The organism is Microcoleus sp. CZ3-B2, from assembly GCF_036705055.1.
Classification (GTDB): domain Bacteria; phylum Cyanobacteriota; class Cyanobacteriia; order Cyanobacteriales; family Microcoleaceae; genus Microcoleus.
Genome location: NZ_JAUBTN010000034.1, coordinates 52,690 through 65,832 on the forward strand (window position 1 = coordinate 52,690; position 13,143 = coordinate 65,832).

General features: G+C 47.6%; 9 protein-coding genes and 2 pseudogenes. 6 read left to right on the plus strand and 5 right to left on the minus strand.

Going from position 1 to position 13,143, the window contains the following annotated elements:
* From QUA97_RS16560 to QUA97_RS16575, 4 genes are all read left to right on the plus strand, one after another.
* Positions 1 to 123, plus strand: a complete 123-nt coding sequence (locus QUA97_RS16560; protein ID WP_255515826.1) for a hypothetical protein — start codon at positions 1 to 3, stop codon at positions 121 to 123.
* A gap of 549 nt (positions 124 to 672) precedes the next feature.
* Positions 673 to 3,468 (plus strand): TonB-dependent receptor domain-containing protein, encoded by a 2,796-nt coding sequence (locus QUA97_RS16565; protein WP_333195242.1) that lies wholly within the window; start codon positions 673 to 675, stop codon positions 3,466 to 3,468.
* Positions 3,469 to 4,010: 542 nt separating this feature from the next.
* Positions 4,011 to 5,192, plus strand: a complete 1,182-nt coding sequence (locus QUA97_RS16570) for a PepSY-associated TM helix domain-containing protein (protein ID WP_194066904.1) — start codon at positions 4,011 to 4,013, stop codon at positions 5,190 to 5,192.
* A 197-nt stretch (positions 5,193 to 5,389) separates the two neighbouring features.
* Positions 5,390 to 6,676 carry an MFS transporter gene (locus QUA97_RS16575; RefSeq protein WP_194066905.1) on the plus strand — a complete coding sequence of 429 codons (1,287 nt, stop codon included), beginning with the start codon at positions 5,390 to 5,392 and terminating at the stop codon, positions 6,674 to 6,676.
* Here the strand turns inward: QUA97_RS16575 and QUA97_RS16580 are convergent.
* From QUA97_RS16580 to QUA97_RS16595, 4 genes are all read right to left on the minus strand, one after another.
* Positions 6,646 to 6,858, minus strand: a complete 213-nt coding sequence (locus tag QUA97_RS16580) for a hypothetical protein (RefSeq protein WP_194066906.1) — start codon at positions 6,856 to 6,858, stop codon at positions 6,646 to 6,648. The genes QUA97_RS16575 and QUA97_RS16580 overlap by 31 nt on opposite strands.
* A gap of 95 nt (positions 6,859 to 6,953) precedes the next feature.
* Positions 6,954 to 8,993 carry an acylase gene (locus tag QUA97_RS16585; protein WP_333195243.1) on the minus strand — a complete coding sequence of 680 codons (2,040 nt, stop codon included), beginning with the start codon at positions 8,991 to 8,993 and terminating at the stop codon, positions 6,954 to 6,956.
* Positions 8,994 to 9,136: 143 nt separating this feature from the next.
* The gene (locus QUA97_RS16590; protein WP_333195244.1) at positions 9,137 to 10,222 is read right to left on the minus strand and encodes a hypothetical protein; all 1,086 of its coding nucleotides are present in this window, start codon (positions 10,220 to 10,222) and stop codon (positions 9,137 to 9,139) included.
* Between the two features lie 89 nt (positions 10,223 to 10,311).
* Positions 10,312 to 11,598: a TonB family protein gene (locus tag QUA97_RS16595; protein WP_333195245.1), complete on the minus strand. Its 1,287-nt coding sequence runs from the start codon at positions 11,596 to 11,598 to the stop codon at positions 10,312 to 10,314.
* A gap of 484 nt (positions 11,599 to 12,082) precedes the next feature.
* Between QUA97_RS16595 and QUA97_RS16600 the strand changes: the two genes are divergently transcribed.
* Entirely contained in the window at positions 12,083 to 12,247 is a 165-nt protein-coding gene (locus tag QUA97_RS16600) for a hypothetical protein (protein WP_333195246.1), read from the plus strand.
* Positions 12,248 to 12,394: 147 nt separating this feature from the next.
* On the opposite strand, the pseudogene QUA97_RS16605 reads toward QUA97_RS16600, so the two are convergent.
* Positions 12,395 to 12,751 (minus strand): annotated as a pseudogene (locus QUA97_RS16605) (DUF4277 domain-containing protein); the annotation flags it as partial.
* A 189-nt stretch (positions 12,752 to 12,940) separates the two neighbouring features.
* Between QUA97_RS16605 and QUA97_RS16610 the strand changes: the two are divergent.
* A pseudogene (locus QUA97_RS16610) lies at positions 12,941 to 13,051 on the plus strand (IS5/IS1182 family transposase); the annotation flags it as partial.
* Positions 13,052 to 13,143: the final 92 nt, after the last annotated feature.

Below are 13,143 nucleotides of genomic sequence, written 5' to 3' on the forward strand. Positions count from 1 at the left end.
GTGATTAACGCTTGTTTTCACGTTTTGTGGTCGATCGCCCTGTTCGGCAATGGCTCTGGGGCAATTTTCAGTCCGAGCCAGCTTCGACATCAGCTTCAGGGACTTTACGACTATCGACTTTAAGGATAGTAGACTAGATGATATCAATTGTCAAGAGTGCTTGAGGTATTTTATTGACTCCTGTCATTTCCTATATGAGAATTTTTTCTAACTCTTGCCATAGCATTTTAGGCGCTCGTTTGTCAAGATCTTACCATTAACCATAATAGGCAAGTAGTCCCCAACTAGATAGAAGGGTCGCATACCAATCTAAAATGCAATTAATTTGCATTAGTTAGCTCTTGACAGATGCAAGGACTCTGTTATCTAATTAAGGCACTTTCTCATTAAGTGTCCAGCGACTACTGCCTTTAACCGAGGAACGCGCCCACTGTGCCAACTCGCCCAAAGGCGCCACCGGACTGAGGCTTTTGTCCTCACGCACCTCCTGCATTCCCAGACAAATCCCCTAGGGACGGGAGAATCGGCTCGAAATGCGCCCGAAAACTGGGCAGGATCTTCGGCAAGTCAGTTTCAATAGCCAGAGAAAAGCAGCCACGCTGCCACAAATCAGGTTGTGCAAGCAACGCCAACCACATATCCGAAGTTCCATTAATTGTTGATTCAAGAGTAATGAACAGATCGCAGAAATTATTAAGCAGCCTCGGGCTGGCAGGAGTCGTGCCAGCGTTAATCGCTCAGTCGGCGTGCGCTTCCACCATCGCGCAGGTGACGGGCGTTCGCCTCAACCCCACGTCAGAAGGCATCGAAATCATCCTAGACACTGAAGATGGAAGACCCCTGCAAGTCTTCAGCACCAGCTTTGGCAAAACTTTACAAGCTGATGTCATCACCGCTCAACTGCGACTACCGGGGGGAAATGAGTTTCGTCAAGACAAACCGGCTGCGGGAATTGCTTCTGTCACCGTTACTCCTTTAGATAACAACACCATCCGCATCAAAGTGATTGGCGAGAGGGGTCAACCAGTAGCACGGGTGATTCCTAACACTGCGGGTCTGATTCTGGGCTTAAAACCCAGCTCGGAGATGACTGCTCGCCCGCCTGCACCGGCTCCTACAACACAGCGGCCGGGGACACCCGCAGCACCCTTACCACCGACAGGGCAGCCGGTAGAGATACCCGCAGAACCTTTACCGCCGACAGCGCAGCCATCAGCAACGCCCACAGAACCCTTACCGCCGACAGCGCAGCCGCCAGCAACGCCCACAGAACCCTTACCGCCGACAGCACAGCCACCAGGAACACCAACAGAACCCTTACCGCCGACAGCACAGCCACTAGGAACACCAACACAGCCACCCGCTATAACGCCACAGGTGGGGAGAGACTCGATTGAAATCGTCGTTACTGCAACGCGAACCGCAGAAAGAGTGACAAACGTGCCGCGCTCTATAACAGTTGTAGACTCAGAAGAACTTCAGCAGCAGGTAGGGCAATCGAGAAATATCGGGGAAGCTCTGGCAAATCAGGTTCCTGGTTTCGCGCCTCCGACTCAACAAAGTAGCACTTATGGACAAACTTTGCGGGGGCGCGACGTTTCCGTTCTGATTGACGGCGTGCCGCAAACGACCAATCTTCAATCTTTTGGCAGAGAATTTAGAAACATAGATCCCAGTGCGATCGAACGCATTGAGGTAGTGCGGGGGTCTACCGCAATCTACGGTTCTCAGGCTACGGGTGGCGTGATTAATATTATTACTCGCCGGCCAACTGAGGAAAGGCTAACTGCTGTTACTGAAGTTGGCGTCGGTAGCGCTTTAACAAATACAGAAGATGCTCTAAGCTTTAACGCTCAGCAGACGATTTCTGGCCGAAGTGGCAATTTCGATTTCACCGGCACTGTCTCGATCGCCAGAAGTGGAGCTTTTTACGATGCCAAAGGCGATCGTATTCCCTTTTTTGAACTCGGCGGAGATAGCAGCACCCTCTTCAACGTGATGGGCAAAGTCGGGGTAGATTTGGACACCCAACAGCGGCTGCAACTAACTGTCAATCACTATCGGGAAACCCAAGATCCCAATGTGATCCAAGATTTTAGCGTTGACGATCGGGAAGGACGACAAAAAGCCCGGGCCATCCGCACCGGAAATTTGGATATCGACGGGGAAACACCGGGAAATAAAAGTACACAGCTCAACCTAAGTTACACCAACCAAAACCTTTTTGGCAGCAGCCTTCAAAGTCAAATCTACTATCGAACTAATTCCAATGTAGGTGTTCCCTCTGATTACCGCACGTCCGATTTCTTTGGGCCATTTCTCGGCGTTACTCGATCGCGAGGCGAGAACGAACAGATAGGAGGTAGATTGGCGATCGTCACTCCTTTATCCCGTGCCGAAAATCTGCGATTAACTTGGGGTTCTGACTATGTTACTGAAGATAGCAGACAGCGTTTCGACCTGTACGACCCGGAGAGATTTGACACAAGTGGCGGCCGGGTTTACCGGAAAATCTCCGAGCGTCCTTTCGTTCCTCCTTACACTTACAACAGCCTTGGCCTTTTCGGTCAAGTGGAATGGAATATTGACGATATCGTCATTCTAAGTGGCGGGATACGTCACGAACGCATCGGGTTAGAAGTCAATGATTATACGACTTTTAACGATCGCCAGATCCAAGGAGGCGATCGCAAATTTAACGCCACTTTATTTAATACAGGAGCTGTCTATAAACTAAATAACAACTTCAACGTATTTGGCAACTTTTCTCAAGGTTTCTCAGTTCCCGATTTCGGTCGCATCCTCCGCCAACCCCCCGACGATTTTGTCGGAATTGAATCTTCGTTAGAAGTAACTCAACCGCAAAAAGTCAACAACTACGAAATTGGCATTCGAGGAGGATGGCAATCGGTGCAAATGTCGCTGGCTGCTTTTTACAATACCTCCGATTTAGGAGTGAATTTTCAACCAGTTGGCAACACAGGCCGCCTGGAACTAATCCGCGCCCCAGAACGTATTTACGGCTTAGAAGGAACTGTGGATTGGCAACCTGCACCAGCATGGTCGCTCGGCGGTACTGCTACTTATATTCAAGGTGAATATGAGGACGACAATGGCCGTTCTCTCGCCCTCGATAGCAGCCGAATTCCACCGCTCAAGCTAACAGCTTATCTGCAAAATGAAACTTTGCCGGGATGGAACAATCGGTTACAGTTATTATATTCTGGAAATCGCGATCTAGCATTCAAAGACGGCTCGGATGGCGGCCCGATTAGCAGCTATCTCACGTTGGATTACATCAGCTCGGTGAAAATTGGATTGGGCGAACTACAAGTCAAAGTTGAGAATTTATTGAACAATCAATATTTTCCTGTGCTGTCGCAATACTTAGCTGGATTTGGCTCAGACAGCTCTAATTATGCAGCGAGAGGTTTAACTCTCAGTGTTAATTACCGCCTTAACTGGTAATTACAGCAGATTGCAGGTTTATGAGGTAGTTTAGTATCCCCCGTAGGGACACTCCAAGAACCCAAGGCGTGTCAATTTAAGCTGTTAGTCTGCCAGTCCTCGCACCCGCTAGTCCGCCAGGGGTTGAAACTCCCTGTCTAATAGCTAAAGTCCTCTTATACCAATTTTTTATGAGGCTGCATAGAATCCGATCCCCCCTAGCCCCCCTTAGTAAGGGGGGGACAAGATTCCGATCAAAGTCCCCCTTGCTTTCGGGGGATGCGAGGGGGATCGAGATATGTGCAACTTCACATTAAATTGGTATTACATAGGACTAATGAGTTGAAAAGTGTTGGGAGCATCTCACTTTTGCAGCCAAGCTAGAAATTGGAGGTAGGAGGCAGGAGACAGGAGACAGGAGGAAAGAGGAAGAAAGAAGGAGTCAAAAGAAGTCTTTTTACAAATATGAGATGCTCCCAAAGTGTTTTTCTCAGTCCTAATAGCGAGGACTTTAGCTTTGAGACAGGGAATTCATTCCCTGTCGGACTATCGGTTTTACCTTAATGAGAACAGTTAACGGCTTTGAGAAAAATTTCCAGATGAAGTTCCGCAAACTCGCATTTAAACTGCACTTGTATTTGGGGTTGGTGGTAGGAATATTTTTAGCAGTAATTGCTTTAACGGGTAGCTTGCTGGTTTTCAGTCCCGAAATCGAGCGGTTCTTCAATCCCCAACTCCTGCAAGTAATTCCTCAAGCCGAACGGATACCGCTGGAAAATGTCCTGCAACTTGTCGAAAAAGCTTATCCGCAAAATCAGGCTCTTAGTATCTTGCTACCGCGATCGGCGAAGGAAGTTTGCCAAGTTTCGATGCTTTCAAAGAGTGAGGAAGTAGTTAACGTTTATGTCAATCCTTACAGCGGAGAAATTACGGGTACGCACTTTGAAAAAGAAACTTTTACAGGTTTTGTTTTTACGTTACACGCGGAATTAGCTGGAGGAGAATTCGGTCATTTTGTTGTGGGTATTTGCGGTTTGGTAATGCTAGGAATAATTTTTACGGGCTTGGTATTGTGGACTGGTTGGCGTAATTTGGGTCGCGGATTTTCGATTAATTGGAAAGCTCATTGGCAGCGGACTGTCTTTGATTTACATAACGTTTCTGGGATTGTATCGGTCGCTTTTCTAATCCTCATTTCTGCTACAGGGACAGCGATAATTTTTTACGTGCCGGTTGAATCTACTCTGTATTGGCTAACCAATGAAAAGCCCCAGCCAGCATTGACTTCTCATCCCAATTCTAGCAGTTCGAGGCAAAGCCTTGATGAAATATTACAGCAAGTTAGTATTGTTTGGCCGGAAGCTAAAACCACTTTTATTTCTTTGCCTTTGACACCTGAAGCAACTTTTAAAGTCAGGAAGAAATTTCCTAATGACCCGCACCCAAACGGGATTAGCACGATTTCTATCGACCAATACAGTGGCGAAATATTGCAGGCTGACAGTGTAAATTCGGCTTCTGTCGCAAATCGAATTCTCAACTCGCTTTATCCGCTACATATTGGCAGCTATGGCGGAATTTACTTGCGGCTGGTACACGCGATCGCAGGATTAGCACCCATTGTACTGTTTGTGACGGGCGTAATGATGTGGCGGCAGCGGCATTTGGCGAAATTTTACCGCAAGGAGGCGAGGCAGCAATATGAAGAATTATCTCCACTTAGTCAACAATGGCCTTGGTTTTAATGAGAGTGGCGTGCGGTTTGATGCGGGTGTCATATCATTTCCGGTAACACCGGAATGATGTTGACTGTTGACTGTTCACTGTTAACAGTCAACAGCGAACTCGAATTTACTATTCCGATGAAGAGAGGATTTGATATCATTCTCCTGTCTAAAAAACCCTATCCTCAGAATTTTAAATCCTATCAATTGTCTATTTAATGCAAAAATTTATTCTACTTTGGCTTGGACAAACTGCTTCGATGATTGGCAGCGCTATGTCCGGGTTTGCGCTGACTATTTGGATTTGGGAGTCTACCCATCAAGCGACGGCTTTGGCTTTGTTGATGTTTTTTACTCAATTGCCGCGCATCTTGCTTGCTCCGGTTGCTGGCATTCTCGTCGATCGCTGGAATCGAAAATTTTTGATGGCGATCGGCGATGCGGTTTCAGCTTTGTTAACGCTCGCTATCCTATTACTTTATATCAGCCAAAACCTGCAACTATGGCATTTATATGTAGCGAGTGCGATTAACGGAATTTTTGACCAAATTCAGCAGTTAGCTTACTCAGCAGCCATCGCCACAATGATGCCAGAAAAGCATTACAGCCGCGCTAGCAGTTTAAGTTTTTTGGCAAATTACGGCGCGAGTATTATTGCTCCGACGTTGGCAGGGATTCTCTATTCTGCGATCGGGCCCGGCGGGATTTTTACGATCGACCTGGCAACTTTTACAATCGCGATCGCCACCCTAGTATCTGTCAAAATACCCCAGCCCGCGATCGCGCCAGCATTGCGGAGCAATATCGCCTCCAATCCCCAGCAGACTCACTCCCACCTATTGCAAGAACTCAGCTTCGGATTCCGCTACATCGTCGATCGTCCCAGCCTGCTTGCCTTGCTGGTGTTGGTTTCGCTATTCTGGTTCGCTCACGACATCGGCGCAGCCCTCTACTCACCGATGATTCTGGCACGCACCGGCAACAATGCCAGAATCCTCGGTACTATACTTTCCGCCGCCGGCGCCGGTGGCGTTTTAGGAGCATTGTTCGTCAGTATTTGGGGCGGCCCCAAACGCCGAATCCGAGGCTTTCTGCTGGGCATGGCAGGCGCGGGCTTGAGTAAAATAGTCTTTGGTTTCGGTGAGGCGCTTTCTATCTGGATTCCCGCTCAATTTTGTTCGTCTTTCAATTTCCCCATCCTCGGCAGTTCCAACGAGGCGATTTGGCTGGCGGAAGTCGCACCAGAGGTACAGGGGCGCGTTTTTGCTACCAGAGCAGTTATCGTGCAATTGGCCTCAGCGATCGGTTTATTGATCGCAGGCCCACTTGCCGATCGCGTTTTTGAACCCGCCATGCAACCGTCCGGTTTTTTAGCAACTATTTTTGGCCCAATTATCGGGACAGGTGCCGGTGCTGGCATGGCTTTGTTATACGCTATCTCCGCCATCGGCTTATTGCTCGTTGCAGTCGGTGGCTATGCTTGCCGCCTGTTGCGCGATGGGTAAAGGGGAAACGGAAAGAGGTCTTTTAACTTTTTCCTGACATCCGTTACATCCGTTACATCCGTCCTTGCGAATCCGTTGCCGAACTTCCTAACATCCGTTACCTCCGTTACATCCGTTACAAAATCCGTTGCCGAACATCCGTTACCTCCGTTACATCCGTTACAAAATCCGTTGCCGAACATCCGTTACCTCCGTTACATCCGTTACAAAATCCGTTGCCGAACATCCGTTACATCCGTTACATCCGTTACAGAATCCGTTGCCGAACTTCCTTCTCCTATAGTTTCTGGCGCGAACTCAGGTGAGCTTCAATTTCCGATCGCGATCGCCATACAGGGCGCAATTCCTTGCGAGCAAATAGCTGCAACTGATCGCCGGCGTGGGGCGAACCAGGTTGAGTGGCGTTGCCGTAACTGTTTAGCGCCATCGCTTTCACCGGATTGGAGAACTCAATCGCGGCGACAAAAGAATCGCCCGCAACCGCTTGAAAGCGATTGTCTTTCCGTGGAGCGAACCATACTGAGCGAAATACACCCAAAGCACCGTCAGCTCCATTTGCAGGCAAATTAGCCTCCCCAGGCAATCGGAAGACTTCCCCCCATGCCACATCTAAAGCGCCATAAGTTGCCTCAACTTTGGTTGCTGTAGCTTCCAAGACTCGCACCGCCTCCGCAGGATTTGCCAACCCGTCTGGCGTAGTTAGCGGCGCATCTTCGCTCCAAGGTTTGGCGAATAACTCATTAGCATTCATCGCTTTTTTCCAAAAGGCAAACAGCACCGCACCGCGACTGTCAGCATCGACTTTCCGATCCCAATTCGCGAGAACTTCTGCAGCGCGGCGAGCTTTTTCACTGCCTTGCCGTGCGGCGGGAATTAAATCATCGAGGAGGCGTGAGGCGAGTTCTACCTGAGTGGAATGTTTGTATTGTATCAATTCATCGAAAGAGATTTTTTGATCTTCTAAAAGCATTTTTGCCGATCGCTGCGATCGCAAATCCATCGGGCCGCGCGGTGCCATATAGGCGGGATAATTATCCGGTGAGATCGCCTTGGGAAACGTCGTCGTCCAGGGGGGATCGTTGGTATTTTGCAACCAACCGCTGGGCGGATCGACAACGCGCGGCAAATCCGCATAGGGATGATTTTTGCTCCACAAAGTCTCTGACGTATCGCCTGGGATTGTGTCTGACCAGTATTTAAAATCTCCGTTTTTGCGAATGGGGACTTGACCGTTAAACAAGTGCATGATATGCCCCTGGCGATCGGCATACATGACGGTAAACATGGGAATTTCTAAGCGCTTTAAAGCAGCCTCAAATTCATTGAAATTCCGGGCCCGTGCCATATCCCACCACTCTTCTAAAGCACCGGACTGTTCGAGTCCGACAACGCGCAGGGCGATCGCTTTACCTTGTTTTTCTGATAAAATTGGCCCGTGAACAGAACGCCGCACGACTAGAGATTCCGATCGCAAATTCCCATTCTTTTCTTTGACTTTTAAAACCTTCTCTTCTCTGTCAAATTTTCGGACTTCGCCATCGAAGCGATAGCCATCGTTAGCGAGGGGCAATTCGTAGGCATCCCAGCCATCGTGAGTGTTGACAGTATGAGTCCATCCCAAGTTGTCATTAAAGGCGATCGTTAATACAGGAAATCCGACGAGAGTCGCTCCGTAAGCGTTAATTTCTGGGGCAACCAGTTGTGCTTCGTACCATAAATATAAATCCGACCAAGGAAGGTGAGGATTTGCCAATAGCATGGCATTGCCACTTTGAGAATGGGAAGGAGCGATCGCCCAACCATTAGAGCCTTTGGGGGTATCATTTTCAGCGAGATTTTCAAGGCGCTCTGGATCGACTACAAAAGTAAAATTGATGACGCGCTGCTCGTGTGCCAATACATCTACCGGTTTGAGGGGCAATGCTACCTTTAATTCTTCGGTGAGCGCCTCTGGGTGTTCTTTTGCATAGGCATTCATTCCGCCAACAAAAGCATCGAGATAGTTGCGAAAAATGGGATTTTGTGATTCATACCACGCATTGGCGCGATTAGGAATTCCCATAGTTTGCACCCAGCGATCGGATTCCAGATAATCTTCGCCCCAAAATTCGGCAGCTTGCCCGCGAGCTTGCCCGTAAAGACGCAAAATCAGATTACCGTGACTTTGCATCTGCGCCCACCCGAAAGCGTAGAAAAGGCTTTTAGTATTCTCTCCGTAAATGTGTGGAATTCCATAGGTATCCCAAAGAATTTGAGTGCCAGTTTCAGGTGCGGATTGAACCCCATTATTGAGGAGCAAAACTACAACAAAACTCATTAATAAGGAGACAATCCGCCGGCATTGTTTTTTTCGTTGTATAAACACTGGAAATTAATTTGCTAGGTTTAAACTGAGACTTTGCACCCTTTTCAACAAGCTGCACGAACAAAACGGCGAGGATTTAAATCCTTTTTATAAGGTTATTTTTGAATTTGACCTTGTTGCCAATTTCCTTCTACCTTAGTTCCATCTGCATAAATGTAGGAACCTTGACCGTGTTTCTGACCGTTGAGGAATTCGCCATTGTAGCGATCGCCATTGGCGTAAATGCAGGTACCTTTGCCGTTGAACTGACCCTCGCTAAATTCGCCTTCGCAGCGATCGCCATTGGCAAAAATATAAACTCCTTTCCCGCTCATCTTACCCTTGACAAAAGTGCCTTTATAGCTATTGCCATTAGCAAATTCGCGGACACCCTCACCATTAAATTCTCCATTCTCGAACTGCCCTTGATAGCGTCCCCCTGCTTTAAAAGTTAACAATCCCTGACCCTGAGCGTTGCCCTTGACAAACTCTCCTTCATAGCGATCGCCGTTCGGATATTCGCGAACCCCTTTGCCGTGAAATTGCCCTTCGCTAAATAGCCCCTCATAACGCCCTCCGACCGCAAAAGCATAAATTCCCTGTCCGTGAGGTAGGTTATTTAGCAACTCTCCTTCGTAGCGGTTTTTATTAGCATATTGACAAACACCTTTGCCTTGAATTTTTCCTTCCTTAATATCTCCTTCGCAACGAGTGCCATTACTGAACGTAAAAGCCCCTCGGCCGCTGGGAGAACCGTTGGCAAAAGTGCCTTCGTAACGAAGCCCGTTAGCTGAAGTAAAAATGCCAGTTCCGTCGAACTCACCGTTTTTAAAAGTCCCTTCATAGCGATTGCCGTTAGCAAATTCGCGGACACCTTGACCGTTGAATTCCCCATCCGCAAATTCTCCTTGATATCGACCTTCTTCTTTAAATGTGTAAGTCCCCTTACCGTGAGGTTTGCCGTTGAGAAATTGCCCTTCGTAGCGATCGCCGCTGGCATATTGGCACCTAGCGGGGCCGCTAAGTTTTCCCCCACTCAATTCTCCCTCGCAACGTCCGCCATCGGGTAGAGTAATTACTCCTGCCATTGCGCTGTGAGGGTTGACAAACAACAGAGCAATTCCCAAGTTGGAACTAAGTAAGAGAGCGAGTCCAAGTCGTTGATATTTACTTAATATTGCTGGCAAGATTCCCAAATTCATAGTTTACAAAAAAATCAATTTTTAACTTTGCTGTTGCTTGAACGGTGCTATAGAATTCCCAACCAAATTGCTAGAATTTAACAAGAAATCTACTCGTTGAGCTGGAAAGTAATGGATGCAGTTTTTCCTTGAATGCCACTATCTGATGAGGCAAATTTCCATTTTTCTACTGTTTTAATCGCAGCGCGATCGAAGTCGTCGTACTTGCTAGAAGTCAAGATCGCGATGTTGAATGCCTTACCCTTGGGGTCAACATCAAACATGACTTCCACTCGGCCTTGCCGCCCTTCTTGTCTGGCGGAGCTCGGATATTCAGGTTTACCGCAGCTAATGCAAGTGCCCGGAGGCGGGCCGGAAGGGCGCGAAGGACTCCCGCCTTTGCTTGGATTTGTTGGTTTTGGCACTGGCCGGGAACCGCTGCCAAATGGCTCTGAGGAACCCCCGCCACCATTTCCACCTCCACCGGCTGATGAGTTCGATGCACTTCCGACCGGGCTACCAGAGGAGGCGAGATTTCCTACACCTCCGATCGCATTTCCAGAATTGCCACCGCCTCCTGGCTTAGTAGCTGTGACTGGCGAGCCAGCCGCGGGCGATCGCTGGATGGGCCCGGAAGAAGGATTTAATGCCTCTGAGGAAGGTTCCCCGCTACCCCCCGAAGCAGATGACGAAAGCGGGTTATTTTTTTCAGGGCCCTCGGAGGAGTTGGGATTTTCAGCATCTTTGGTAACGTCTGTCGAACTTCCAGCGCCCTTGGGGCGGGAAGCGGTAACAGGTGGTTCGCTCTGAGGGGGTTCCTGGCTCGCCGTTGTGCTGGGGCGATCGATTTTTGGAGGATCGGACGAGGGGTTTTTGGGTTCGTTGGCGATCGGGGTTTTGGGAGTTTCTGGGGGATTGAAATCCTGTTGAGGCGGGGGGGAAGGCTCCAGAGGAGGTGGGGGCGGCAAAGTTTCCGCTAAAGGCAACTCTTTCTCGATCTCTGGCGGGGGCGTTGCCGCCATCGGTGGCTCCTCTGGAATCGGCGGGGGCGTTGCTGCTACCGGTGGCTCCTCTGGAATCGGCGGGGGCGTTGCCGCTACCGGTGGCTTTTCTGGCTGAGTTGGCTCTGGTGGCGGTTCTGGTTTGAACGTCTCAGGTGGGGGAGATATCTTTTCTGGAATAACCGGCTCTGGCTTGGTTTCCTCTACTTTAGGCTCATCAAGCACAACAATTTCAATGGCATCCTCTGCAAATTCAGCAGGTTTGACCAACGCCAGAAGTAAGGGCAGCGCCACGCCGTGCAGTAAGGTTGAGGCTAACAAACCGATCGCCAGGACTTTTTTGAAAGCTTCTTCTTGTTGTTGTCTTTGCGTCGCCGAAATATTTGAAAAACTCATGCCCGATCGATCTCCTTTATGGATGGGTTGGTGACATCCTGGCTGGCTCCCCGACATCACCGGAAACAAGCTACCAACTGCGGGTTGAGCTTGCTATCAATGATGAACCTACAAATCTTATAAGAAGACTGTCACTTTTTTTAACACTCTTACTATTCTTTTGCATTTATTTTGTTTCGAGCTAGCGAGCAGATGCCATCAATCAGCATTTCCTCGGGCTGGGAGCTACCTCGATCCCATGGGCGCTGTCAATGTTCGGATTCTGACAGGGCCAGCTTCCACAACTCTTTAAATACAAGATTCCATAGGCCAATATACCAACATTTTTCAGCATTCTCAAGATTTTTAGAAAATTATCTATAAGTTTTATACAATTCAATATATTGAATGATAAATATAAATTATGACAATTTGTGAGTTAGGGCTTGAAATTTCTGAAAATTTGTGAAGTCTAATTGAGAATATTTAACAGTATTTAAGATTATTGTCAACTCCTAACGCACATACTTACCAAAGAGGCAGGGGGAGAAAAATCGGTCAGGATCGCAGTAGGAGCATTTTGGTTGCAGACGAAGATAGTCAGATACAGGTAGCGCGGGAAGTGCGGGAAGTGCGGGAAGTGCGGGAAGTGCGGGAAGTGCTTGCCTGAAACAATTCTCCGTCTGAATCACTTGTGCCTGCTTGACGCAAAAACTATACCAGCCTGCGATCGGGCTAATTGCATGATTAGGCAGTTGGCGATCGCTCAACACAGCTAACGAGAATACAAACCAATGGATGCTTTCATTTACATTAATGATGTAGCATCTAAATGAGCATATTTTGGTTCTACTTTAAACTTCTTTATTACGGATAATACGATTTCCATAAATAGCTTGTTCAATCCCTATTTATATAATTTATCCATGACTCTTCCAATTTTATCGTCATTTATATAATCCGCTTTTATTCCAGCACCTAACAAGGTTTCGATTCCTTTGTCTTCAAAAAATTGACTGAGTAAAGATAACGAACGGTCTTGATACAAACCCTAATCCATTAATTAAAATAGCTTTCACTAATATTCCCGCTGAGATTTTTTCCGAACATCTATTCCTAATTTATAGTTGATTATTTTAACTATTTCTATCTCATCAATTAGTCCAGCTACTATTCCTCAGTGAGCGATATTTTTGATTTTATTTTCTGAAGTAGGGGGCATTTTTTTAGCTAGATAATATTTTTGACGTTTTTTTGATTGTCTCACTTTTTTTGCCTCAACTGTCTAAGTATTTTTTACTTAGTCAGCTCTGGTAGCAATATACTATATTTTGTAGTGCTATTGAAGTGCGGAATGTGGGATATAGGGACAAATTGGGGGGTATCTGAATCAACGATTTGCCGAATTGTCACTAATATTGAATCAACTTTAATGAAAACGGGAAAGTTTGGTATTCCTGGGAAAAAAGCATTGTTCTAAGGTTGTGGGCCTGACGGGGTGACAACCCCGTTAAAACATAGACTCAATCAAGGACATAGCTCTCATACCCTTCTGAAAAAATGGCA